General features: G+C 74.4%; 24 protein-coding genes. 14 read left to right on the top strand and 10 right to left on the bottom strand.

All coding sequences use genetic code 11. The annotated features are described in order from the left end of the window. The 3 genes from ACSNOG_RS12630 to ACSNOG_RS12620 form a co-directional block, all read right to left on the bottom strand. Positions 1-1,079: thiamine pyrophosphate-binding protein (locus ACSNOG_RS12630; protein ID WP_436752703.1), on the bottom strand; the 1,079-nt coding region annotated here is incomplete at its 3' end. Continuing rightward, the gene (locus ACSNOG_RS12625) at positions 1,076-2,059 is read right to left on the bottom strand and encodes a 2-hydroxy-3-oxopropionate reductase (protein WP_436752702.1); all 984 of its coding nucleotides are present in this window, start codon (positions 2,057-2,059) and stop codon (positions 1,076-1,078) included. The genes ACSNOG_RS12630 and ACSNOG_RS12625, both read right to left, overlap by 4 nt. Positions 2,060-2,439: 380 nt before the next feature. Continuing rightward, positions 2,440-3,261: a TIM barrel protein gene (locus tag ACSNOG_RS12620; RefSeq protein WP_436752701.1), complete on the bottom strand. Its 822-nt coding sequence runs from the start codon at positions 3,259-3,261 to the stop codon at positions 2,440-2,442. 97 nt (positions 3,262-3,358) lie between these two features. On the opposite strand from ACSNOG_RS12620, the gene ACSNOG_RS12615 reads away from it, so the two are divergent. The 9 genes from ACSNOG_RS12615 (at position 3,359) to ACSNOG_RS12575 (ending at position 11,769) form a co-directional block, all read left to right on the top strand. Continuing rightward, positions 3,359-3,613, top strand: coding sequence for a hypothetical protein (locus tag ACSNOG_RS12615; RefSeq protein WP_436752700.1), 255 nt, complete (start codon positions 3,359-3,361; stop codon positions 3,611-3,613). Positions 3,614-3,762: 149 nt separating this feature from the next. Beyond that, positions 3,763-4,086, top strand: coding sequence for a helix-turn-helix domain-containing protein (locus ACSNOG_RS12610; RefSeq protein WP_436752707.1), 324 nt, complete (start codon positions 3,763-3,765; stop codon positions 4,084-4,086). A gap of 73 nt (positions 4,087-4,159) precedes the next feature. Next, the gene (locus ACSNOG_RS12605; RefSeq protein WP_436752699.1) at positions 4,160-5,107 is read left to right on the top strand and encodes a MerR family transcriptional regulator; all 948 of its coding nucleotides are present in this window, start codon (positions 4,160-4,162) and stop codon (positions 5,105-5,107) included. 190 nt (positions 5,108-5,297) lie between these two features. Then, positions 5,298-5,810, top strand: a complete 513-nt coding sequence (gene uraD, locus ACSNOG_RS12600) for a 2-oxo-4-hydroxy-4-carboxy-5-ureidoimidazoline decarboxylase (RefSeq protein ID WP_436752698.1) — start codon at positions 5,298-5,300, stop codon at positions 5,808-5,810. 3 nt (positions 5,811-5,813) lie between these two features. Continuing rightward, positions 5,814-6,149: a hydroxyisourate hydrolase gene (gene uraH / locus ACSNOG_RS12595; protein ID WP_436752697.1), complete on the top strand. Its 336-nt coding sequence runs from the start codon at positions 5,814-5,816 to the stop codon at positions 6,147-6,149. Between the two features lie 5 nt (positions 6,150-6,154). Beyond that, a complete protein-coding gene (gene pucL, locus ACSNOG_RS12590) occupies positions 6,155-7,084 on the top strand; it encodes a factor-independent urate hydroxylase (protein WP_436752696.1) in 930 nt (309 codons plus the stop codon). A 146-nt stretch (positions 7,085-7,230) separates the two neighbouring features. Continuing rightward, positions 7,231-8,625: an 8-oxoguanine deaminase gene (locus ACSNOG_RS12585; RefSeq protein WP_436752706.1), complete on the top strand. Its 1,395-nt coding sequence runs from the start codon at positions 7,231-7,233 to the stop codon at positions 8,623-8,625. 130 nt (positions 8,626-8,755) lie between these two features. Further along, the gene (locus ACSNOG_RS12580) at positions 8,756-10,168 is read left to right on the top strand and encodes a nucleobase:cation symporter-2 family protein (RefSeq protein WP_436752695.1); all 1,413 of its coding nucleotides are present in this window, start codon (positions 8,756-8,758) and stop codon (positions 10,166-10,168) included. Between the two features lie 68 nt (positions 10,169-10,236). Beyond that, positions 10,237-11,769, top strand: coding sequence for a YfcC family protein (locus ACSNOG_RS12575; RefSeq protein ID WP_436752694.1), 1,533 nt, complete (start codon positions 10,237-10,239; stop codon positions 11,767-11,769). A 36-nt stretch (positions 11,770-11,805) separates the two neighbouring features. Here ACSNOG_RS12575 and aceB read toward each other — a convergent pair whose 3' ends face one another. Beyond that, positions 11,806-13,422, bottom strand: coding sequence for a malate synthase A (gene aceB / locus ACSNOG_RS12570; protein WP_436752693.1), 1,617 nt, complete (start codon positions 13,420-13,422; stop codon positions 11,806-11,808). A 102-nt stretch (positions 13,423-13,524) separates the two neighbouring features. After that, positions 13,525-14,124 (bottom strand): nucleotidyltransferase family protein, encoded by a 600-nt coding sequence (locus tag ACSNOG_RS12565; protein ID WP_436752692.1) that lies wholly within the window; start codon positions 14,122-14,124, stop codon positions 13,525-13,527. A 190-nt stretch (positions 14,125-14,314) separates the two neighbouring features. Between ACSNOG_RS12565 and ACSNOG_RS12560 the strand changes: the two genes are divergently transcribed. Further along, positions 14,315-14,605 (top strand): DUF5955 family protein, encoded by a 291-nt coding sequence (locus ACSNOG_RS12560; protein WP_436752691.1) that lies wholly within the window; start codon positions 14,315-14,317, stop codon positions 14,603-14,605. A gap of 247 nt (positions 14,606-14,852) precedes the next feature. On the opposite strand, the gene ACSNOG_RS12555 is transcribed toward ACSNOG_RS12560, so the two are convergent. Beyond that, a complete protein-coding gene (locus ACSNOG_RS12555; protein WP_436752690.1) occupies positions 14,853-15,656 on the bottom strand; it encodes an IclR family transcriptional regulator in 804 nt (267 codons plus the stop codon). A 155-nt stretch (positions 15,657-15,811) separates the two neighbouring features. Here ACSNOG_RS12555 and allB point away from each other — a divergent pair, with 155 nt between their 5' ends. Beyond that, on the top strand, positions 15,812-17,155 hold the full coding sequence (allB, locus tag ACSNOG_RS12550) for an allantoinase AllB (protein WP_436752689.1): 1,344 nt from the start codon (positions 15,812-15,814) through the stop codon (positions 17,153-17,155). Continuing rightward, positions 17,152-18,348 carry an allantoicase gene (alc, locus tag ACSNOG_RS12545; RefSeq protein WP_436752688.1) on the top strand — a complete coding sequence of 399 codons (1,197 nt, stop codon included), beginning with the start codon at positions 17,152-17,154 and terminating at the stop codon, positions 18,346-18,348. Before allB ends, alc begins: the two co-directional genes overlap by 4 nt. Here the strand turns inward: alc and ACSNOG_RS12540 are convergent. The 4 genes from ACSNOG_RS12540 to ACSNOG_RS12525 form a co-directional block, all read right to left on the bottom strand. Continuing rightward, complete coding sequence (locus ACSNOG_RS12540) at positions 18,329-18,880, bottom strand: GNAT family N-acetyltransferase (protein ID WP_436752687.1); 552 nt, start codon at positions 18,878-18,880, stop codon at positions 18,329-18,331. The two genes, alc and ACSNOG_RS12540, sit on opposite strands and share 20 nt — an antisense overlap. Positions 18,881-18,884: 4 nt before the next feature. Next, entirely contained in the window at positions 18,885-19,544 is a 660-nt protein-coding gene (locus tag ACSNOG_RS12535) for a transcriptional regulator (protein WP_436752686.1), read from the bottom strand. A gap of 130 nt (positions 19,545-19,674) precedes the next feature. Further along, positions 19,675-19,875 carry a DUF6126 family protein gene (locus tag ACSNOG_RS12530; protein WP_436752685.1) on the bottom strand — a complete coding sequence of 67 codons (201 nt, stop codon included), beginning with the start codon at positions 19,873-19,875 and terminating at the stop codon, positions 19,675-19,677. Beyond that, complete coding sequence (locus ACSNOG_RS12525) at positions 19,872-20,498, bottom strand: helix-turn-helix domain-containing protein (protein ID WP_436752684.1); 627 nt, start codon at positions 20,496-20,498, stop codon at positions 19,872-19,874. Before ACSNOG_RS12525 ends, ACSNOG_RS12530 begins: the two co-directional genes overlap by 4 nt. Positions 20,499-20,669: 171 nt before the next feature. On the opposite strand from ACSNOG_RS12525, the gene ACSNOG_RS12520 reads away from it, so the two are divergent. After that, positions 20,670-21,125 (top strand): ribonuclease domain-containing protein, encoded by a 456-nt coding sequence (locus ACSNOG_RS12520; protein ID WP_436752683.1) that lies wholly within the window; start codon positions 20,670-20,672, stop codon positions 21,123-21,125. A 129-nt stretch (positions 21,126-21,254) separates the two neighbouring features. After that, positions 21,255-23,105, top strand: coding sequence for a coagulation factor 5/8 type domain-containing protein (locus tag ACSNOG_RS12515; protein WP_436752682.1), 1,851 nt, complete (start codon positions 21,255-21,257; stop codon positions 23,103-23,105). Positions 23,106-23,148: the final 43 nt, after the last annotated feature.

Here is a 23,148-nt window from a genome sequence, read left to right as displayed (position 1 = left end):
GCCCACGCGCGGTGCCGGGGGCGGGCGGGCCGGGTGGACGGGGCGGGCTGGACGGGCCCGGCGGACCGGGTCCGCGTCTTCGCCGCCGCCAGCAGCGCGGCCAGGAACAGCTTCGCGTCGGAGACGACGCCCAGGTCCGGCTCGAAGACCTTGCCGAGCTGGGACGGGTCGACGTCGACGTGGACGAAGGCCCGCCGCCCCCGGTACACGGACAGGTCCGCCCCCGTGTGCCGGTCGCCGAAGCGGGCGCCGACCGCCAGGACGAAGTCCGCCTCCAGGAAGGAGGCGTTGGCGTACCGCTGCGAGGTCTGGATACCGGTGGTGCCCATGTGCAGTTCGTGGTCGTCCTCGATGACACCCTTGCCCATGAGCGTCACCTGGAACGGCACCCCCAGGTACTCCACCAGTTCCCGCAGCTCCTCCGCCGCGTCCGAGAGGATCACCCCGCCGCCGGCCAGGACGAGCGGCCGCTCCGCGGCCAGGAGCAGGTCCAGCGCGGCCTCCACGCGCGGCGGGTGCGGCGCGACGACGGGCACCGGCAACCGCGTGTCCAGCGCCGGGTCGTAGCGGATCTCCCGGCGGGCCACGTCGACGGGGATGTCGATCAGGACGGGACCGGGGCGGCCCTCGCGCGCGGTGCGGAACGCCTCCCGGAACGCCCACGGGATCTGCGCCGCCTCCTTGATCTGCACGGCCCGCTTGGTGACCGGCCGGACGATCTCCACGATGTCCACGGCCTGGAACGCCTCCTGGTGGAGCTTGGCGGAGACCGCCTGCCCGGTGATGCACACCATCGGGACCGAGTCGGCGAACGCGGTGTACAGGCCGGTGACGAAGTTGGTGCCGCCCGGGCCCGACGTGGCGATGGCGACGCCGGGCCTGCCGTTGGTGCGCGCCCAGCCGTCGGCCATGTGCGTGGCCCCCGCCTCGTGCCGGACGATCAAGTGCTCGATGCCGCCCACGGCTTCGAGCGCCTGGTACAGCGGCAGGATCGCGGCGCCGGGGCAGCCGAAGGCGACGTCCACGCCCTCGTCCTTGAGGATGTGGACGGCGGCGTGCATGGCGGGCATCGTCGTCATCGGCCCGTCCTCCCGGACGCGGAGGCGGACCCGGACTCGGGCCCGGACCCGGCGTCGGCCACTGTCCGGCCGGCGGGCCGCTCGATGCCGGAGAGCCGCTCTACGCCCCGCAGCAGCGCCGAGTGGTCGAGCCCGCCGTCGCCCTGAGCGCGCGCCGCGGCCACCAGGCTCGCGACGAGCGCGCCCACCGGGACGGCGGCGCCGACCGCGCGGGCGGCGTCCGTGACGATGCCCATGTCCTTGTGATGCAGGTCGATCCGGAAGCCCGGCGGATAGTGCCGGGAGAGGAAGTTGTGCCGTTTGCGGCTGAGCACGGCGGAGCCGGCGAGGCCGCCGCCGAGGACGTCCAGCGCGGCCTCCAGGTCCACGCCGGACTTCTCCAGGAAGACCACGGCCTCGGCGCACGCCTGGATGTTCGCCGCCACGATCAGCTGGTTGGCGGCCTTCACGGTCTGGCCGGCCCCGTGGGGGCCGCACAGGACGACCGTCGTGCCGAGGGCGCGGAAGAGCGGCAGGGCCCGCTCGAAGTCGGCCCGCTCGCCGCCGGCCATGATCGACAGGACGCCCTCGACGGCACCGGCCTCGCCGCCGGACACGGGCGCGTCCAGGACGCGGATGCCCTTGCGGGCGGCGGCTTCGGCGAGTTCGACGGCGGTGCGGGGGGTGACGGACGACATGTCCACGAAGAGTGTGCCGGGCGCGGCGTGGGCGAGGACGCCGTGCTCGCCGTGCGCCACGGACTCCACCTCCGGTGAGGCGGGAAGCATCGTGACGACGACGTCGGCGCCGCGGACGGCCTCCGCGACGGAGGCTGCGGGCGTGCCGCCCGCGGCCGCCAGCCGGTCGAGCCCGGCCTGCTCGAGGGTGTGCCCGGTTACGTCGTACCCGGCCTTGAGCAGGTTCGACGCCATGGGCAACCCCATGATCCCGAGACCGATCCACGCGACGCGGGGGAGGGGTGAGGGGGTGTGCGAGGACATGGAGGTTCCCTTCTTCCTGCCGCCGCCGCAGTGGCGGCAGCACGACGATGGACCCCGGCACCGCGAACCCGCCGGATCGGGGGGGCGTCCGGTTGCGGTGCCGGGCAAGGCACTTCCTTCCGCCGCAGCGGCGGGAACCGCGACGGCGGACCCCGGCGGTGCCGCGCAGGCCGGGGCATCCGTGGATGCAGGGCGGCCGGAGGCTCCGGTGGGGCCGGGGGGCGCCGGTCCGGGGGCCCGGTTGTGGTGCCGGGCACGGCACTTCCTTCCGCCGCAGCGGTGGGAAACCCCCATGGCGGATCCCGGCGGTGCCGAGCCGGCCGGAGGGCTGGTGGGTGGCGGCCCGGGCCGCCACCACGCACCGCCCCCGGCCGCACCCGTTACCCCTCCAGCCAGCCGAAGGCGTCCGCGCTCGGGCCGGATGGGCGGTACTCCAGGCCCACCCACCCGTCGTACCCGGCCTGTTCGAGCCGCTTGAGCAGCATGGGGACGTCCAACGTCCCCGTGCCCGGTTCGCCCCGGCCCGGGGCGTCCGCCACCTGTACGTGTCCCGTGTGCGCGGCCCCGTAGGCGGAGATCGCCGCGGTCGGGTCCTCGCCGGCCATGGCCAGGTGGTAGAGGTCCATCAGGAACCGGGCGTTGCCGAGCCCCGAGGCCTCGTTGACCTTCTCCGCGAGCTCCACGGCGCGCGCCGATCCGGTGACCGGGTACGCCGGGGACTCCAGCGGGTTGAGCGCCTCGATCAGGAGCGTCGCGCCCACCCGGCCGGCCGCCCGCGCGGCCAGGACGAGGTTTTCCAGGGCGAGCGCGTCCTGCGCCCCGGGGTCCGTACCCGCGACGCGGTTGCCGTACAGGGCGTTGAGCGCCGTGCACCCCACCGAGGCCGCGAAGTCCGCCGCGACGCCGAGGTTGGCGCGGAAGCGCCCGGATTCCTCCCCCGGCACCGAGAGCGCTCCGCGGTCGGGCCCGGGCAGCTGCCCGGCGTAGAAGTTGAGGGACACCAGTTGCGTGCCGGCGTCGCGCAGCGCCCCGCGCAGCGCGTCGAGTTCGCGGGCCGCGGGCGTGGGCGTCGCGGGCCAGGGCCACCACAGTTCGACGGCGCGGAAGCCGGCCGCCGCGGCCGCCGCGGGCCGTTCCGGCAGCGGCAGTTCGGTGAACAGCATCGAGAGGTTGACGGCGAAGCGGTGGCGGGGGAGAGGCATCCCACCCACTCTCCTTCCGTATTGCGGAAATCCAATTCTGCTTTACGGAAGCGTGCTGCCGTTCCTCACTGCTGTCAAGGCGGGTAGGTTGACCACCGTGCGATTGCGAGTGGAGTTCACGACCGAACCGTTCGATCTCGACCGGGTGCCGCCCCACGCCGAGGCCGCCCGGGACGTCCTGCAGGGCGCCGGCCTCGACGCCGTGGACGTGGGCCCCTTCGGGAACTCCGCGGAGGGCGTCGGCGACGCGGTGCTCGCCGCCGTGCAGCAGGTGCTGAGCGCGTCGCTGCGATCCGGCGCCACGCGCGTGTCACTGCAGGTCAGCGTGGTCGACGAGGAGCGGACGCCGTGACGGGCGAGGCCGTGACGGGCGAGGCCGTGACCGGCGAGGCGGTGACCGGCGAGGCGGTGACCGGCGAGCCCGCGGTCGGCGAGCCCGCGGTCGGCGAGGCCGCGGCCGCGCACCCGCTGCGCGCGGCCGTCGCCCCGCTGGTAGCCGCCATGGGCGGGCAGATGCTCGACCCCGAACAGGCCGCGGCGGACGACGTGATGCTGTCCTGGGAGGGGCGCGAGGTCGTCGCCGTGCGGCTGCCGCGCCTGTCCGCCTCGCTCGATCACATCCTGGCCGACCTGGAACGCCGCCACGGCAGGCCCCTGGCCGAACTCGACCGCAGGACCAAGCAGTCGGTGGTCCGCACCCTTGAGGAGCGCGGCGCCTTCGCCCTGCGGCACGGCGTGGAGACCGTGGCCGCGGCGCTCGGCGTCTCCCGCTTCACGGTCTACAACTACCTGAACCGGGAGAGCGGTTCCGGGGGCTCCCGCTAGGGCGGCCGCCCGACCCGCCCCTACCCGCCGGTACGGTAGGAACTCCCCGGGCCCCGAGGGAGAGGTTCCAGCCTTGTCCGGCGACGTCACGTGGAGCATCGGAGAGCTCGCCGAGCGCGCGGGCGCCACCGTCAAGACCGTCCGCTTCTACTCCGACCGCGGCCTGCTGCCGGAAGCCGCCCGCAGCGGCGGCGGCCACCGCCGGTACGGCCCCGAGGCGCTCGACCGGCTCCGCCTGATCCGCTCCCTGCGCACCCTCGACGTGCCGGTCCCGGACGTCGGCCGGGTCCTGGAGCAGGACGACGCGCTGGAGGACGTCGTCGCGGGCAAGCTGCGCGAACTCGGCTCGCAACTGACCGCCCTGCGCTGGCGCGAGGCCGCCCTCCGGCTGCTCCAGGACTGCACCCCCGAGGAGCGTGCCGAGCGGCTGAGCCTGATCGGCGCCGTCTCCACCCCGCCGAGCACGGCCGCGCTGGCCGGATTCTGGCGGCGCTGGCTGCCCCCGCGGCTCCCCGCCCGGCTGGTCGCCGCGATCGTCGAGGAGGCGGTGCCGCAGCCTCCCGACGACCCGACCCCCGCCCAGGTCCTGGCCTTCGCCCGGTTGCACGCCTTCACCTCCGGTCCCTGCACCGGCGAGGACCGCGGCCAGCCCGAGGTTCACCGGTCCGGCCGGGGCTACCGTCCCGCCGTGCTCTACGACGGCCTCCGCGAGGCCTTCGCGCTGGCGGCGCCGGACCTGCGGGCGCAGCGGCCGCCGCACCCGGGCGAGGCGCTCGACTGCTTCGTCTCCGCCCACGCCCGCGCCCGCGGCGCCAGGGGCACCGCCGCCTTCCGTCACCGGCTCGGCGCCCAACTCGCCGCGGAACCCCGCATCGACCACTACTGGCAGCTCGTGGCCGACCTGACCTCCCCGCCGTACGGTCCGCCGGAGCCGACCCCGGGCGCCGCGCACGACTGGCTCTGCGCCGCTCTGGACGCCTCGCTGCCCCGGACCGGAAGCCGGTCGCGGCAACCGGCGTAGCGCTGACGTAGCGCTGCGCACCGCTGACGTAGCAACCGTCACCGTGCCGTGGCCGCGGCCGAGTTCTTCAACAAACTGTTGACGCGGCGTTCCGCGGGGCGTTAGCTATGCGCAGCCCGACAGCCATGCGCAGCCCGTCCCCACCACGGAGGCGCTCGTGTCTTCGAGTCCGACGAGTCCGATGAGTCCGATGGGTCAGACACCGGGTCTCACCCGGTTCAACGCGGCCGGCCCCGGCGCGGCCCGTGCCGCACTGCGCGCGGTCTGCTCCGCGGGGGCCTGGGCGGACGCCGTCCTCGCCCGCCGGCCCTACGCCGACGCCGAGGCGCTCTACGGAGCGAGCGACGCCGCGACGGCCGCACTGGACGAGGCCGGTCTGGGCGAGGCCATGGCGGCGCACCCGCCGATCGGGCGCCCGGAGCCGGGCGACCTCGCCTCGGCCCGCGAGCAGCGCGGCATGGCGCAGGCCCCTCCCGGCCTCCGCGCGGAGATGCTCGAACTCAACCTGGCCTACCAGGAGAAGTTCGGGCACGTCTTCCTGATCTGCGCCACCGGTCTCGACGCCGCACACATGCTCGACGCGATCCGCCGCCGCACCGGCAACACGCCGGAACGCGAACGCGAGATCGTGCGGGAGGAACTCGGCAGGATCAACCGCATCAGGCTGGCCCGGCTGGTGGTCGGCACACAGGAAGGCAGCTGACCGTTGACCGCGAAACCGACCACGTCCGTCTCCACCCACGTCCTGGACACGGCCGCCGGCCGCCCCGCCGAGGGCGTCGCCGTCGAGCTGTCCGCGCGGAGCGGCGCCGACGGGCCCTGGAGCGCGTGCGGCGCCTCCGCGACGGACGCGGACGGCCGCTGCACCGACCTCCCGGCGCCACCGGCCGGCACGACCCACGTACGGCTCCGCTTCGACGTCGCGCAGCGCACCGCGTTCTTCCCGGAAGTGGCCGTCGCGTTCGCGGTCGCGCCCGGCGAGCACCACCACGTACCCCTGCTGCTCAGTCCGTTCGGCTATTCCGTGTACCGAGGGAGCTAGCACCCATGCCCACCGTTCTCGGCCAGAACCAGTACGGCAAAGCCGAAACCCGCGTCGTGCGGGTCACCCGCGACGGGCCCGTCCACCACATCAGAGACCTCAACGTCTCCATAGCCCTCTCCGGTGCCATGGAGGAGGTCCACCTCTCCGGCTCCAACGCCCGCGTCCTGCCGACGGACACCACCAAGAACACCGTGTTCGCGTTCGCCAAGGAGCACGGCGTGGCGTCCGCCGAGGACTTCGCCCTGCGGCTGGCGCGCCACTTCGTCACCGGCCAGGAGTCGATCGGCACCGCCCGGGTCCGCATCGAGGAGTACGCCTGGGACCGCATCGCCACGCCCGGCCCCGCCGAGCACTCCTTCGTCCGCCGCGGCCGGGAGACGCGCACCGCGCAGGTCACCTTCGACGGCGCGGGCGAGCGGTGGCAGGTCCTCTCCGGGCTCAAGGGCCTCGTGGTCATGAACACCACCGACTCCGAGTTCCACGGCTACGTCAAGGACCGCTACACCACCCTCCCCGAGACCCGCGACCGGATCCTCGCCACCGAGGTCAACGCCTGCTGGCGGCACGCCTGGGACGGCGGCGGTGGCGGTGGTGGCGGCGTCGACGGGTCCGCCGCGCCCGACTGGGACGGCAGCTGGGAACGGACGCGCGGCCACCTGCTGGCCGCCTTCGCCGAGACCTACTCCCTCTCCTTGCAGCAGACGCTCTACGCCATGGGCTCGCGCGCCGTCGAACACGGCCCCGGCATCGACGAGATCCGGCTCTCGCTCCCCAACAAGCACCACTTCCTGGCCGACCTCCGGCCGTTCGGCCTCGAGAACGACAACGAGGTCTACTTCGCGGCCGACCGCCCCTACGGGCTCATCGAGGCCACCGTCCTGCGCGAGGGTGCGCGGGCGGCCGTACCGCCCGACCTGACGAACCTTCCGTGAACCGACAGCGAGGAATCACCGTGGCCCGACCCCCCGCAGGAACAGCCGGCGGCACCGCGCACGACGGCACTGCACACGAAGGCACTGCACACGAAGGCACTGCACACGAAGGCACTGCACACGAAGGCACTGCACACGAAGGCACTCTGCACGGCGGCACCGCGCACGGCGGCACCGAGCGCATCGTCATCGAGAACTGCGCGATCGCCACCGTCGACGCCCACGACACCGAGCACGACTCGGGCCACGTCGTCGTCGCCGGCAACCGCATCGAATCCGTGGGCCCCGGGCCCGCGCCGCAAGGCCTCACCGGCGTCGTCCGGCGCGTCGACGGCACCGGCCACCTGGCCACCCCTGGCCTGGTCAACACCCACCACCACTTCTACCAGTGGATCACCCGCGGGCTCGCCCAGGACTGCAACCTCTTCGACTGGCTCGTCGCCCTCTACCCCGTCTGGGCCCGCATCGACGAACCCATGATGTACGCGGCCGCGCGCGGCTCCCTCGCGATGATGGTCCGCGGCGGCGTCACGACGGCCATGGACCACCACTACGTCTTCCCCGAGGGCGCCGGCGACCTCCTCGGCGCCGAGATCCGTGCGGCGCGCGAGGCCGGTGTGCGCTTCCACCCCACGCGCGGCTCGATGGACCTCGGCTCCTCCGACGGCGGGTTGCCGCCGGACTTCGCCGTCGAGAGCACCGAGGCCGCGCTCGCCGCCACCGAGGAGGCCGTCGACGCCCACCACGACCCGGCCTACGACTCCATGCTGCGCCTCGGCGTCGCGCCCTGCTCGCCCTTCTCCGTCAGCACCGAACTGCTCCGCGAGGCGGCCGCGCTCGCCCGGCGCAAGGGGGTGCGCCTGCACACGCACGGCGCCGAGACCGTCGAGGAGGAGCAGTACTGCAAGGAGAAGTTCGGGATGAGCCCGACGGACTACTTCGAGTCCACGGGCTGGCTCGGCGACGACGTGTGGATGGCCCACTGCATCCACATGGACGACGCCGGCATCGCCGCCTTCGCCCGCACCGGCACGGGCGTCGCCCACTGCCCCTCCTCCAACGCCCGGATCGCGGCCGGCACCGCCCGCGTGCCCGAGCTGCTGCGGGCCGGGGTCCCCGTCGGCCTCGGCGTCGACGGCACCGCCTCCAACGAGTCCGGCGAGCTGCACACCGAGCTGCGCACCGCCTTGCTCGTCCACCGGCTGGCCGGGGGCGAGAAGGCGCTGAACGTGCGTCAGGCGTTGCGGCTCGGCACGTACGGGGGTGCGCAGGTGCTCGGGCGGGCGGACGGGATCGGCTCACTGGAGCCGGGGAAACTCGCCGACGTGGTGCTGTGGAAGCTCGACGGGCTCGGCCATTCGAGCATCGCCGACCCGGTCGCGGCGCTCGTCCTCGGCGCCCCCGCGCCCGTCACCCTCTCCCTGGTCAACGGCCGGCCCGTCGTCGAGAACGGTCGGCTCGTGACCGTCGACGAGGACGAAGTGGCCCGCGACGCCCGTGCACAGGCCCGGCGCCTGGCCCGCATCGCCGGCACCCCCTGAAACCCCCGGCCGAGGGGGACGGCCCTCGGCCGGGCCCGCACCCCGCCACCCGCCGGGCTCCGCCGCCGCGGTCGCGCGCCGCGGCGGCGGACACCCACCCCGCCGCAACGGCGAGCGAAGGAGGCACGTCGTGGTTGCAGGCAGCACAGGCGAGGCCGGCGAGGGCACGGGTGTGCACCCCGTCGACGAGGTGCTCCGGCCGGGGCAACTGCTCATCGGCGGGCTGCAGCACGTCGCCGCCAGCTACGCGGGCGTCGTCGCCCCGCCCCTCGTCCTCGGCGCGTACCTCGCGCTTCCCCCGCTCCAGACGACCTTCCTCATCGGCGCGGCCCTCTTCACGGCGGGCATCGCCACGTTCCTGCAGACCATCGGTTTCTGGAAGGTCGGGGCGCGGATGCCCTTCGTCAACGGGGTCTCGTTCGCGGGCGTCGCCCCGATGATCGCCGTGGCCGACACGCAGGCCGACAAGAGGGACGCCCTCCCCGTCATCTTCGGCGCCGTGATGGTCGCCGGTGCTCTCGGCTTCGTCCTCGCCCCCTGGTTCTGCAAGCTCGTCCGCTTCTTCCCGCCGCTGGTGAGCGGCACCGTGATCACCCTGATAGGCCTCACCCTCCTCCCGGTGGCCTTCTCCTGGATCCAGGGCGGCGACCCGGGCCGCCCGGCCACCCCGACGGGGCTCGGCCTGGCCGCGGCCACCCTCGTGATCGTCCTCGTGCTGCGCCGCGTGCTGAAGGGCTTCCTGCGGCAGATCGCGATCCTGCTGGGCCTGGCGGCGGGCACCCTGATAGCCGTCCCGGCCGGGGCGGTCGACTTCGGGCCGGCCGCCCACGCCGGCCTCGTCGGCTTCCCGTCGCCCTTCCACTTCGGCGCCCCGCAGTTCACGCTCCCCGCGATCGTCTCGATGTGCGTGCTGATGCTGGTGTGCATGACGGAGAGCACCGCCGACATGCTCGCGCTCGGCCAGGTCGTCGGCCGTCCGGCGGACGAGCGGACCATCGCGCGCGGGCTGCGCGCGGACACCCTGGGCACCGCGGTCAGCCCGGTCTTCAACGGCTTCGCCAACAGCGCGTTCGCGCAGAACATCGGCCTGGTGGCGATCACCCGGGTCCGCAGCCGCTTCGTCGTCGCCGCGTGCGGGGCGATGTTCGTCCTGCTGGGCCTGAGCCCCGCCTTCGCCTCGCTGGTGGCCGTCGTGCCGCGGCCGGTGCTCGGCGGGGCGGGCATCGTGCTGTTCGGGACGGTCGCCGTGAGCGGCATCCAGGTCCTGCTCGGCGCCGGCCTCGACAAGGGGGACAACCTGCTGGTGGCGGCGGCCTCGCTGGGCATCGGCACGATCCCGGTGGTCTCGCGGACGTTCTACGACGGCTCCGGCGTCCCCGAGACGCTGCGGACGCTCCTGGACTCGGGCGTGAGCGCGGGCTGTCTGACCGCGGTGGTGCTCAACCTCGCGTTCAACCACCTGGGCGGGCGACGGAGCGAGGGGGAACGGGACGCGCCGCCCGGCGCCGCATCGCCGGAGCCCGCTCCCGTGCGTGGCGACTAGGGCCGAGCTCCGCGTTTCGCGACAATAAGGTCAAATTGACCACCCTCAGTGCGGAGAGGGGTTCCGTCGTGGACGCGGAAGCCGAGGACGCGACAGCCGGCGGCCCGAAGGCGCCCGGCGGGCGCCGGCGCTTCGTCTTCCCCAGCGCGCTGACCGTCCTCGCGGCCGTGACGATCGCCGTCTGGATCCTGACCTTCGTCATCCCCGCCGGCACCTACAAGCGCAACGCGGATGGCCGCCCCCTCCAAGGCACCTACCACCGCGAGGCCGCACCCGGCGGCTTTCTGCACCGCCTCGGCGACCTCTTCCTCGCCCCCGTCAACGGCCTCTACGGCATCCGCGACACCGTCACCGGCGAAGTGGCCCCCGACGCGACCGGCGCGCTCTACGGCAGCGCCGGGGTCTTCCTCTTCGTCCTGGCGATCGGCGCGTTCATCACCGTCGTCTTCGCCACCGGCGCCCTGGACCGCGGCATCGAACGCCTCGCCCACCGGCTGCGCGACCGCGGCGCCCTGCTGATCGCCGGCGTCATGACCGTCTTCTCGCTGCTCGGCACCGTCGAGGGCTTCGCCGAGGAGACCCTCGGCTTCTACGGCCTGATCGTGCCCCTCATGCTCGCGCTCGGCTACGACCGGATGGTCGCCACCGGCACGATCATCCTCGGCGCGGGCGTCGGCGTCCTCGCCTCGACCGTCAACCCCTTCTCCACGGGCGTGGCCTCCTCGGCCGCCGACATCTCGCTCGGCGACGGCATCGGCCTGCGCTTCGTCATGTGGGTCGTCCTGACGGCCGTCACCATCGGCTACGTCCTGCGGTACGCGCACCGCGTGCGCGCCACCCCGGGCCGCTCCCTGACGGGCTTCCTGCCCGGGGACCGCGAGCTGGCGGCCGAAGCAGCCGCGGAGCCGCCGGAGCTGACGCGGCTGCACCGGGCCGTGCTCGTGGCGGTGACCCTCGTCTTCGCCTTCATGGTCTTCTCGGTGATCCCCTGGGCGAGCGCCCTGACCGGAGAGGCCGACGCCACCCCGTACGCCTGGGAACTGGGCTGGTCCTTCGCCCAGCTGGCGGCGCTCTTCCTCGTCGCCGCCGTGCTGATCGGGCTGCTGGCCCGGCTGGGCGAACAGCGCCTGAGCGCCACGATCGTCCAGGGCGCGGCCGACTTCATCGCCCCGGCGCTGGTGATCGTCCTCGCCCGCGGCGTCACCGTGGTGATGACGAACGCGAAGATCATCGACACGGTGCTGCACACCGTCGAGAGCACCGTATCCGGCACGCCACCCGTGGTCTTCGCGATCCTCGTCTACGTCGTCAACCTCCCCCTGGCCTTCCTCATCCCCTCCACCTCCGGCCACGCCACCCTCGCCATGCCCCTCCTCGCCCCGCTCGCCGGCTTCGCGGACGTGCCGCGCTCCGTGGTGGTCACGGCCTGGCAGTCGGCGAGCGGCGTGATGAACCTGTGGGTGCCGACCACCGCCGTCGTCATGGGAGGGGTGGCGCTGGCGAAGGTCGGCTACGACAAGTACTTGCGCTTCGTCTGGCCGCTGCTGGTGCTGCTGACGGTGCTGATCTGCGGCTTCGTGGCGCTGGGGGCCCTGATGTGAGGTCCCGGTGAGGTGCGGCCCCGGTGAGGTGAGGTCTCAGTCCAGCAGCTCGTAGGCGGGCAGGGTGAGGAACTCCGCGTAGTCCTCGTCCAGGGCGACCTTCAGCAGCAGGTCGTGGGCCTGCTGCCACTTCCCGGCCGCGAAGGCCTCCTCGCCCGCCCCCTCGCGGATCGCCGCGAGCTCCTCGGCGGCGACCGCGCGGACGAGCCCGGCCGTGACCTTCTCGCCGTTGTCGAGGACGACGCCGGCAGCGGTCCACTGCCAGATCTGCGAGCGCGAGATCTCCGCGGTGGCCGCGTCCTCCATCAGGTTGAAGATGGCGACGGCCCCCAGGCCGCGCAGCCACGCCTCGATGTAGCGGATGCCGACGGCCACGGCGTTGCGCAGGCCCGCGAAGGTCGGGCGGGCGTCGAGCGAGTCCACGGCGATGAGCTGATCGGCCGTCACGGCGACGTCCTCGCGCAGCCGGTCCTTCTGGTGCGGGCGGTCGCCGAGGACCGCGTCGAAGGAGGCGCGGGCGACGGGGACGAGGTCGGGATGGGCGACCCACGAGCCGTCGAAGCCGTCGCGCGCCTCGCGGTCCTTGTCCGCCCGGACCTTCTCGAACGCGGCCTCGTTGACCGCCGGATCCCTGCGCGAGGGGATGAACGCCGCCATCCCGCCGATGGCGTGGGCGCCGCGCCGGTGGCACGTGCGCACCAGGAGGTCGGTGTAGGCGCGCATGAACGGGGCCGTCATCGTCACGGCGTTGCGGTCGGGCAGCACGAAGCGGGCGCCGCCGTCCCGGAAGTTCTTGATGAGGGAGAAGAGGTAGTCCCAGCGGCCGGCGTTGAGGCCCGAGGCGTGGTCGCGGAGCTCGTAGAGGATCTCGTCCATCTCGTACGCGGCGGTGATCGTCTCGATCAGCACGGTGGCGCGGACGGTCCCGTGCGGCAGGCCCGCGTACTCCTGGGCGAAGACGAAGACGTCGTTCCAGAGGCGGGCCTCCAGGTGCGACTCGGTCTTGGGGAGGTAGAAGTACGGGCCCTTGCCGAGGCCGATCAGGCGGTGGGCGTTGTGGAAGAAGTGCAGGCCGAAGTCGACCAGGGCGCCGGGCACGGCGCGGCCGTCGACGGTGACGTGGCGCTCGTCCAGGTGCCAGCCGCGCGGGCGGACGACGACGGTCGCGAGCTCGTCCGCGGGCCGCAGCGCGTACGCCTTGCCGCGGGCGTCGGTGAAGTCGATGCGCCGCTCGAAGGCGTCGATGAGGTTGAGCTGGCCCAGGACGACGTTCTCCCACGTGGGCGCGGAGGCGTCCTCGAAGTCCGCGAGCCAGATGCGGGCACCGGAGTTGAGGGCGTTGACCGTCATCTTGCGGTCCGTCGGGCCGGTGATCTCCACCCGGCGGTCCTCCAGGACGGGCGGCGCGGGGGCCACGCGCCAGGAGTCGTCCTCGCGGACCGCGGCCGTCCCGGGCAGGAAGCCGAGCGTGTTCGTACGGGCGATCTCGGCCCTGCGTGCGGCCCGGCGGGCGAGCAGCTCGTCGCGGCGCGGGGTGAAGCGGCGGTGCAGCTCGGCGACGAACGCGAGCGCGGGCTCCGTGAGGACCTCCTCCTGCCGGTCCAGGGGCCGGGCGGTGACGGTGGCCGGGGAGGACGGAGCTGGTGCGGACATGGGTGGTCACTCCCTTGATGAGTCGTGGCCTTTCGGAGGCTAGTTTCCTCATGGTGGAAGTTCAATGGGGCGTGGTGCCGGGACCGGGGCTGCCGGACGGCTTCACCCCAGCAGCCGCAGATCTTCCGGGGTGTCGATGTCCTCCGGCCCCGCGACGTCCCCGCACTCCACGAGCGTCACGGCCGCGGCGTGCTCGCGCAGGTACGTGCGGGCGCCGCGGTCGCCCGTGGCCGCGCGCGCCACGCCCTCCCAGTGGGGGCGCGCGAACAGCACGGGGTGGCCGCGCTCGCCGTCGTAGGAGGCCGCGGCGAGCTCCGCGCCCGAACGGTGCGCGGCCAGCACGCGGGACACCGCCGCGGCGGTGACCCGCGGCTGATCGACGAGGGCGACGAGCACGGCCCGCGCGCCGGAGGCGGCGACCGCGGCGAGGCCCGCCCGGAGCGAGGAGCCCATGCCGTCCGGCCAGCCGGGGTTGTCCACCAAGGTGCAGTGGGTGAGGCGGGCGTGTACGCGCACGTCCGCGGCCGCCGCGCCCAGCACCACGTACACGCGGGAGCAGCCGCCCTCGTGCAACGTCCGTGCCGCGTGCTCCACGAGGGGCCGGCCGTGCAGGCCGAGCAGGGCCTTGGGGCGCCCGCCCAGGCGCCGCCCGCCGCCCGCGGCGAGCAGCAGGCCGGCGACCGGTGAGGGGGTGGATGTCATGGCCCCTGCATACCGCATCGCTGACGGCGGTGCGACGGGCGACCTGCCATCACCCGTGCGTGCGACCTCCGGACTTCATTTCGCTGAGCGTATGGCGCTCTGTACGGAAAGTGGCGTTAACTGATCCGCGCGAGCGCGTGGGAGGGGGAGTGCCGTGACGGAAGGCACCGTAGTGGCCGGAGATCCGAGGGTGAGCGAACTGCGGGGCGCGGTCTCCCGGCTCCGCCGGGCCCTCGCGAGCCACCCCGCGCCCTTACCCGACCGCGACGCCGCGGAGGACGAGCTCGCGGCGCTCGACGCGATGGCCCGGGCCGGCGAGCCCGAAATCACCCGCCTGCGGCGCTCCCTGCTGCTGGTCGCCGGAGCGGTCGGCTCGGTGAGCGCCCTGTCCCCGACCCTGACGGACCTCCGCGCAGCGGTGGACCGCTTCGCGGACCCGTCCCCGGACGGCCGGGTCCCCCCGCCAAGAGGGGGCGCGTAGCGGCGCGGGGCGCTTGGGGGCGGCATCTCTTTCCCCCGCGACGGCGAGCAGCCACGAGCGACGTCGTCGGCGGTGCCGGGCTTGCCGTCGGCATGGCACCGCCGGTCTCCGCCGTGATGGTTACGCGGTGGCGACGGGGGAAACGGCCGAGCCCGGCGGGGCTGCCTCACGCGTGGGCGCCGTCAGCCCGGCCCGGCCGGCCTCGGCTCCGTGCCGGCAGGAGCCGCCGCCCCGCCGGGCACGCGTATCAAGCGAGCCCGGCGCTCGCGTTCGCGCTGGCGCCCGCGAGGTCCGTCGACAGGGCCGCCGCGACCTCCTTCAGCAGGGGCACGATGCGTTCCGTGGCCGCGTCCGTGACGCGGCCGGCCGGGCCGGAGATGGAGATGGCGGCCGCGGTGGGGGAGTCGGGCACCGGCACGGCCAGGCACCGGACGCCGATCTCCTGCTCGTTGTCGTCCACGGCGAAGCCGTTCTCGCGGACGCGCCCGAGCGCCTCCAGGAAGCCCTCGGGCGTGGTGATGGTCTTCTCGGTGGCGGCCGGCATCCCGGTGCGGGCGAGGATCGAGCGCACCTCTTCGTCGGGGCTCTGCGCCAGCAGGGCCTTGCCCACGCCGGTGGTGTGCGGCAGGACCCGCCGCCCGACCTCGGTGAACATCCGCACCGAGTGCCGCGAGGGCACCTGTGCCACGTAGACGACCTCGTCCCCGTCGAGCAGCGCCATGTTCGCCGTCTCGCCGGTCTCCTCGACCAGCCGCGCGAGGTGGGGCCGCGCCCACGTGCCGAGCAGGCGGGAGGCGCTCTCGCCGAGCCGGATGAGCCGCGGCCCGAGGGCGTACCGCCGGTTGGGCTGCTGGCGGACGTACCCGCAGGCGACGAGCGTGCGCATCAGCCGGTGGATCGTCGGCAGCGGCAGCCCGCTGCTGGTGGCCAGCTCGCTGAGCCCGACCTCGCCGCCCGCGTCGGCCATCCGCTCCAGCAGGTCGAAGGCGCGCTCCAGGGACTGGACGCCTCCGCTGGGGGCGGGGGTTCGGGGCTCGGCGGACGGGGGCACGGCAGGTCCTTTCGGGTACGGGGTGGGAGCAGCCTACCGGGCTCGCGCGGCCCTCCTCCGCCCCCGGAGGTCTTGACGGGTGAGGGGCGCGACAGAAGACTGCCCCCACCGTCGTTCAACAGAACGTTGAATTTCCGGGAGGGGACGTGGCCCGCGTGTCCACGGATGACCTGGTGCTGCGCTCGACGCGCGTCGTCACGCCGGAGGGCACCCGCCCGGCCTCGGTCGCCGTCACGGGCGGCACGATCACCGCGGTCCGCCCGTACGGGGCGCCCCCGCCCCCGGGCGCCACCGTGACGGACCTGGGCGACGACGCCCTGCTGCCGGGTCTCGTGGACACCCACGTGCACGTGAACGACCCCGGCCGCACGGCCTGGGAGGGTTTCGGTACGGCCACGCGCGCCGCCGCGGCCGGCGGCGTCACCACGCTCCTCGACATGCCGCTCAACAGCATTCCGCCCACCACCACCGTCTCCCACCTGCGGGTGAAGCGGGACGTGGCGCGCCCGAGCGTCCACGTGGACGTCGGTTTCTGGGGCGGCGCCGTGCCGGGGAACGCGGACGACCTGCGCCCCCTGCACGAGGCGGGCGTCTTCGGCTTCAAGGCGTTCCTCTCGCCGTCGGGCGTGGAAGAGTTCCCGGCGCTCGGCCCCGGCGATCTGGAGACGGTCGCGGCGCGCGTCGCCGAGCTGGACGGCCTGCTGATCGTGCACGCCGAGGACCCCGCCCACCTGGAGCGCGCGCCGCAGCGCGGCGGCCCGCGCTACGCCGACTTCCTCGCTTCCCGCCCCCGCGCCGCCGAGAACGAGGCCATAGGGCGCCTCGTCGAGATCTCCCGGCGCCTGGGCACGCGCGTGCACGTCCTGCACCTGTCGTCCTCCGGCGCCCTCCCGCTGATCGCCGGGGCGAAGGCGGAGGGCCTCCCCGTCACCGCCGAGACCTGCCCGCACTTCCTGACGCTGACGGCCGAGGAAGTCCCGGACGGAGCCACCGAGTTCAAGTGCTGCCCGCCCATCCGCGAGGCGGCCAACCAGGACGCCCTGTGGGCGGCCCTGGCCGACGGGACGATCGACTGTGTCGTCTCCGACCACTCCCCCTGCACCGCCGACCTCAAGGTTCCCGACTTCGCCGCCGCCTGGGGCGGCATATCGTCCCTGCAGCTCGGCCTCCCCGCCGTCTGGACGGCGGCCCGCCGCCGCGGGCACACCCTGGGCGACGTCGCCCGCTGGATGTCCGCGGGCCCCGCGGCGCTGGCCGGCCTGCACCGCAAGGGGGCCCTCGCGCCGGGCCGCGACGCGGACTTCGCCGTCCTCGCCCCCGAGGCCGCCTTCACCGTCGACCCGGGCGCGCTCCACCACCGCAACCACGTCACCGCCTACGCCGGCAGGACCCTCCACGGCGTCGTGCGGTCCACCTGGCTGCGCGGCCGCAGGATCGCCCACCACGGCGCCCTCGCCGAGCCCGCCGGCCTCCTCCTCGAAAGGCAGCGCAGCGCATGACGAGCACACCGGACGGCAGCTCCGGCATACCTTCCTTCACCGGCGGCGCGGCACCGTACGCGGGCGGCGACCCGTACGCCGACTACCGCGCCGCGGACCTCCCCTTCGCCTCCCTGCCCGACCTCGCCGACCGCCGCCTGGGCGCGGGCGTCATCGCCGCCAACGACGAGTTCTTCGCCGAACGCGAGAATCTCCTCACTCCTGCCCCCGCGCACTTCGACCCCGCTCTCTTCGGCCACAAGGGCAAGGTCATGGACGGCTGGGAAACCCGCCGCAGGCGCGGACCGGACGCCGCACACCCGCACCCCACGGACGACGACCACGACTGGGCGCTGATCCGCCTCGGCGCCCCCGGGGTGATCCGCGGACTCGTCGTCGACACCGCCCACTTCCGCGGCAACCACCCGCAGGCCGTCTCCGTCGAGGCCGCCCGCCTCCCGGGCACGCCCTCGCCCGGCGAACTCCTCGCCGACGACGTCGCATGGACGGTCCTCGTGCCCCGTACGCCCGTCGGCGGCCACGCGGCGAACGGCTTCGCCGTCCGCTGCGAGGAACGCTTCACCCACCTCCGGCTGTGCCAGTACCCCGACGGCGGCATCGCCCGGCTGCGGGTGCACGGCGAGGTGCGCCCCGACCCGGCCTGGCTCGCCGCCCTCGGCACCTTCGACCTCGCCGCGCTGGAGAACGGCGGCCTCCCCGAGGACGCCTCGGACCGCTTCTACTCCTCCCCGCTCAACACCGTGCTGCCCGGGCGCTCGCGGAAGATGGACGACGGCTGGGAGACGCGCCGCCGCCGTGACCGCGGGCACGACTGGGTCCGCTACCGCCTCACCGGGCAGGCGGTGCTGCGCGCCGTCGAGATCGACACCGGGTGCTACAAGGGCAATGCCGCGGGCTGGGCGGAGGTGTCCGTCCTCGACGCGGCGGCGGGCGCCGACCCGGCCGGCACCTCGGCCGGCTGGACGGCGGTCGTGCCCCGCACCCGCCTCCAGCCCGACGCGGTGCACCGGTTCCCCCTGACGGGCGCCCCGGTGGCGACCCACGTGCGCGTCGACATCCACCCGGACGGGGGCGTGGCACGGCTGCGGGTGCACGGCTCGCTGACGGAGACGGGGGCGCGGAGCCTCGCAGCGGGTCTTACCGCGGGCCTCGCCGCGGGTGCCGACGCGGGCCTTACAGCGGACGGCTCATGAACAGGGCCGTCTCGCCCTCCGAGGCCGTGCCCCGGTAGAGGGACGTGTCCAGCCCGCACAGCGCGAACCCCATGCGGCGGTAGGCCCGTACGGCCGGTGCGTTGACGTTCGTGACCTCCAGCCAGGCCGTACGGGCGCCCAGTTCCCGGCCGTGGGCCAGAGCCTGCTCCATGAGGCCCGGACCGACGCCCCGCCCGCGGTGCCCGGGCGCCACCCTGATGTCGGCGATCACCAGCCGGTCGTTCCACGCCGAGTGGGTGAGGGTGACGGCGCCGCACAGGGCGTCCCCGTCGAGGGCGACGATGACGTGGGCCCCCTCGCCGCCGTCCTCTTCTTCCTCGTCCTCGGCCGGGTACACCTTGCGCAGGGGCGGGTCGACGGGCGTCTCGCGCAGCCGGAACCCCTCGCCGGACGCGCTGACTTCGAGGACGGTCGCCGTCGTGAAGGAGTTGTCGATCGCCTCGGCCGCGGCGAACTCGCCGGGGCGGGCGGGGCGGTAGACGACGGCTGCGGGCTGTGCGGCTACGGGCATGGTTTTACCGTACAGCGATTCCGTCCCAGAACATCGACTCGTAGGCCTGCAGCAGCCGTCCGTAGCGGTGCGCCAGCGGCTCGGACAGCCGCCCGCTCGCCAGGCCGGCCTCCACGGCCTCGACGGACCGCTCCTCCGCCTCGGGCGCGGGACCGGCGAAGAAGTCGAAGAAGCCGCAGGCGGGGTTGTCGAAGCCGTAGTGCTCGCGCAGGGCCGCGCCGACGGCGGCGCAGTAGCCGCCCCACGCCGCGAAGTTGGCCGTCAGGGCGACCACCGCGTCCACGGGATCGGCGTTGAGCGCGAGCCAGGCCACGTACGAGGGGTAGGCCTGGCAGCCCGGGCGCGGCTCGTGGGCGCGGACGGCCTCCTCGTCGAGCCCGCACGCGAGCGCCAGCGGCCCGAGCAGGCTCAGGGCCAGGTCCTCGCCGAGGGCGAGGGACTCGAAGAACCGGGCCGCGGCCGGCTCGTCCGCCGCGCGCCCGGCGAGGTGGACGAAGCTGCGCCGGTCGGCGGCGATGACGTGGTGCTGTTCGAGCGCGAACGCGGTGATCACCTCGCGCGGGGCCTCGCCCGCCGCGATCAGCGGGACGGTGCGGCCCGCGCCCTCGCCGGGAGCGAGCTCCCGGACCGCGTCCGCCAGGACCTCCTGGGCCGTACGGGTCATCGCTCCGCCTTCCTGTCCCGGGACGGTCCGCGTGCTGCCTCCCGCGATCGTAGTCCGGGGCGTCGGCGTCCGCAGGAGGCACGCGGACCGTCTCACCCGGGCGGGAGGGGGCGCCTGCGGGAGGGGCGCCTCACCCTCCGGCGAGAAAGAAGAGGAGGAAGAGGAAGGCGGCGAAGAAGTGGACGGCCACGAGGTAGATGACGACCCGGACGGTCATCCCCATGGGGGCCCGGTCCTCCTCGTCCATGGGCTTGTGGGCGGGGGCCGCGGGCACGAGCCCGTCCGTGGCCTCGCCGGTGTGCGCGGATGCGTCGTTCAGGGCGTCCTTCACGGCATGTCCCTCCGGGTGGGTGCGGCGCCCCCGAGGCACAGCTCGGTCGCGCCGCTCTGCAGCAGCGTGTGCATGAACAGCAAATCGGCTCCGCCGCGCGACGCGGCGGCGATGCGGTGCGGGGTGAGCGAGTCGAAGTGGGCGGCGTCGCCGGGGTCCAGGAGGTGGGTGCTGCCGCCCAGCGTGAGGCGCAGCCGCCCGCCCGTGACGTACAGCCACTCCTCGCCCGGGTGGACGCGCACCAGCTCGGCCTGTCCGCCCGCCTCCGGCGGCACGTGCAGCCGCAGGGCCTGCAGGGCACGGCCGGAGCCGCCGGCCCGCCAGTACGTCCAGCCTCCGGCGCGCTGCGGCTCCATGTGGCCCGCGCGCACGATGGGGTCGCGCTCGGGCGCGGCCTCGCCCAGCAGGTCGGATACCGTGGTTCCGTAGGTCCGGGCCAGGGCCAGCAGCATCGGCAGCGACGGCGTCCGCCGGCCGGTCTCCAGCCGGGACAGGTGGGCGGGGGACAGGCCGACGCGCGCGGCGGCGGCCTCCAGGGTCAGCCCACTGCGGGTGCGCAGGTCACGCAGGCGCGGGGCCACGGTGGGCAGGTCGGCCGCGGGCTCGTCGGGCAGCGGTGTCATGCTTCCGGTATAGGACCGTTCCTGCCTGAAAGGCAAAAGTTTTGCCCATGAGGCAAAACCTCGCCCTGAAGCAAAGGTTCCGCCCAGTCGGACGACGCCTCCGGTTAACTCCTGGAAAACAGTCGGCGTTGTCATTGACATGACATCCGCTACGCGCGTCATGCTGGGCCCATGAACGCAACCCCCCACCGCACCCCGCGCTCTTCGCGCTTCGCCCGCACGGCCGTCCTCGCCGCGCTGGCCTCCGCCCTCTTCGCCGGCGGCCCGGCCGTCGCCGCCCCGCTCGCCGCTCCGGCGGCCCCCGTCGCCGTCACGGCCGCGGCCCCGGCCGCTGCGAAGTCGGTCGGCGACATCTGCAAGTCGGCCCTGCCGGCCCAGGCCCACGACACGCTGCGCCTGATCGACGCGGGCGGCCCGTTCCCGTACCCGAAGGACGGCACCGTCTTCTCCAACCGCGAGGGCGTGCTCCCCAAGCAGTCCTCGGGCTACTACCACGAGTACACGGTCAAGACCCCCGGCTCGCCCGACCGCGGCGCCCGCCGCATCGTCGCGGGCCAGGGCGACCACGAGGACTACTACACCGGCGACCACTACGCGACGTTCAACCGGGTCGACTTCGGCTGCTGAGCAGCTGCTGATCGATCGTCATCCCAGCGCCATCCGAGCGGATTGCGCTCATCCACCGTCTCCTCACGCGCGGAAGCGGGTAGACCCGGTCACCGGGCAGCCGACCCACGCGTGAGGAGACACCGGCCCTTGTCCAGAACCCGGCCCGCGGGGTGCCGAGTCCGCCTCGGCGCCCTTGCCCTCGCCGCCGCGGCCGCCGCCTGCCTCGCCCCCGCCCTGCAGCAGCCGCCCGCGGCACCTGCCGCGCAGGGTGCACCCGCCGCGGCCGGCGCCCCCGACCTCGGGCCGGGCGTCCACGTCTTCGACCCGGCCATGCCCCGCCGGCGCGTCCAGCGCACGCTGGACGAGGTCTTCCGGCGGCAGGAGAGCGCCCAGTTCGGCCCCGGCCGCGAGGCGCTGCTGTTCAAGCCGGGCACCTACGACGTGGACGTCGACGTCGGCTTCTACACGCAGGTGGCGGGCCTGGGGCTGCGGCCCGACGACGTCACCATCAGGGGCGCGGTGCACGCCGAGGCCGACTGGTTCCAGGGCAACGCGACGCAGAACTTCTGGCGCGCCGCCGAGAACCTCTCCGTCACCCCCGCCTCCGGCAGCGACCGCTGGGCCGTCTCCCAGGCCGCCCCGTACCGCCGCGTGCACCTGCGCGGCGACCTCCGCCTGGACGACGGCGGCTGGTCGAGCGGCGGGTTCACCGCCGACTCGGTGATCGACGGGCGGGTCCTCTCGGGAACCCAGCAGCAGTGGTTCACGCGCAACAGCGAGCTCGGCGGCGGCTGGTCCGGCGCCCTGTGGAACATGGTGTTCGCCGGGGTGCCGGGCGCCCCGCCGACGACCTTCCCAGATCCGGCCCGCACCACCGTCGAGCGCACCCCCGTCATCCGCGAGAAGCCCTTCCTGTACATCGACCGCTCGGGCGCCTACCGGGTCTTCGTCCCCGCCCTGCGCAGGAACGCCCGGGGTGTCACCTGGTCCGCGGGGGCGGCCGGCCCCGGCACCTCGCGACCGCTCGGCCGCTTCTTCGTCGTCCGGCCGGGGACGGGCGCCGCCCGGATCAACGACGAGCTCGCGCGGGGCAGGGACCTGCTGATCACGCCCGGTGTGCACCACCTCGACCGGCCCCTGCGCGTCAGGCGCCCCGGCACCGTCGTCCTCGGCCTGGGGCTCGCCACCCTCGTGCCGGACCGGGGCACCGCCGCCCTGACCGTCGCCGACGTCGACGGCGTGCGCGTCGCCGGCCTGCTCGTCGACGCGGGGCGCACGGCCTCGCCGGTGCTGATGGAGATCGGCCCGCCCGGCGCCCGGCGCCGCCACGCCGCCGACCCCGTCTCGCTGCACGACGTCTACTTCCGCATCGGCGGAGCCGGTCCCGGGCGGGCCGTCAGGAGCCTGGCCGTGCACAGTTCGGACGTCATCGGCGACAACCTGTGGCTGTGGCGGGCCGACCACGGCCGCGGCGTCGGATGGTCCGTCAACACCGCAGCCGAGGGGCTGGTCGTCGACGGCGCGAACGTCACGATGTACGGCCTGTTCGTGGAGCACTACCAGCGCCGGCAGACGCTGTGGAACGGCGAAGGCGGCCGCACCTACTTCTTCCAGAACGAGCTGCCCTACGACCCTCCCGGCCGCGCCGCCTGGAGCGACGGCCGGGCCACGGGCTACCCCGCCTACCGGGTCGCCCCCTCCGTGACCCGCCACGAGGCCTGGGGCCTGGGCAGCTACTGCACGTTCAAGGCCGCGCCCGGGCTCGTGGCCGACCGGGCCTTCGAGGCGCCCCGCAGGCCCGGCGTACGCCTCCACAGCCTCGTCGCCGTCTCGCTCGACGGCGACTGCGCCCTGCGGCACGTCGTCGGCGGGGCGGGCGGACCGGCCGACGCCCGCAACAAGGTCGCCACCCTCCGCTCCTGGCCGGAGGCGGACCGGAGGCGGACCGGAGGCGGACCGGAGGCGGGCCCGCCCGGCGGTGAATCGCCCGGAGGGTGAACGGCTGTCCGGAAAACGCCCTTGAGTCGATCACTCTCCGCAT

Source organism: Streptomyces sp. URMC 124 (assembly GCF_051386455.1).
Taxonomy (GTDB): Bacteria; Actinomycetota; Actinomycetes; order Streptomycetales; family Streptomycetaceae; genus Streptomyces.
This window is presented reverse-complemented; position numbering and strand designations above follow the sequence as displayed.

Excerpts from the sequence above, each read along its gene's own strand:
- ACSNOG_RS12625 (WP_436752702.1), bottom strand. The coding sequence starts at position 2,059 with ATGTCCTCGCACACCCCCTCACCCCTCCCCCGCGTCGCGTGGATCGGT.
- ACSNOG_RS12620 (WP_436752701.1), bottom strand. The coding sequence starts at position 3,261 with ATGCCTCTCCCCCGCCACCGCTTCGCCGTCAACCTCTCGATGCTGTTC.
- ACSNOG_RS12610 (WP_436752707.1), top strand. The coding sequence starts at position 3,763 with ATGGGCGGGCAGATGCTCGACCCCGAACAGGCCGCGGCGGACGACGTG.
- uraD (WP_436752698.1), top strand. The coding sequence starts at position 5,298 with ATGGGTCAGACACCGGGTCTCACCCGGTTCAACGCGGCCGGCCCCGGC.
- pucL (WP_436752696.1), top strand. The coding sequence starts at position 6,155 with ATGCCCACCGTTCTCGGCCAGAACCAGTACGGCAAAGCCGAAACCCGC.
- aceB (WP_436752693.1), bottom strand. The coding sequence starts at position 13,422 with ATGTCCGCACCAGCTCCGTCCTCCCCGGCCACCGTCACCGCCCGGCCC.
- ACSNOG_RS12565 (WP_436752692.1), bottom strand. The coding sequence starts at position 14,124 with ATGACATCCACCCCCTCACCGGTCGCCGGCCTGCTGCTCGCCGCGGGC.
- alc (WP_436752688.1), top strand. The coding sequence starts at position 17,152 with ATGACGAGCACACCGGACGGCAGCTCCGGCATACCTTCCTTCACCGGC.
- ACSNOG_RS12540 (WP_436752687.1), bottom strand. The coding sequence starts at position 18,880 with ATGCCCGTAGCCGCACAGCCCGCAGCCGTCGTCTACCGCCCCGCCCGC.
- ACSNOG_RS12535 (WP_436752686.1), bottom strand. The coding sequence starts at position 19,544 with ATGACCCGTACGGCCCAGGAGGTCCTGGCGGACGCGGTCCGGGAGCTC.
- ACSNOG_RS12525 (WP_436752684.1), bottom strand. The coding sequence starts at position 20,498 with ATGACACCGCTGCCCGACGAGCCCGCGGCCGACCTGCCCACCGTGGCC.
- ACSNOG_RS12520 (WP_436752683.1), top strand. The coding sequence starts at position 20,670 with ATGAACGCAACCCCCCACCGCACCCCGCGCTCTTCGCGCTTCGCCCGC.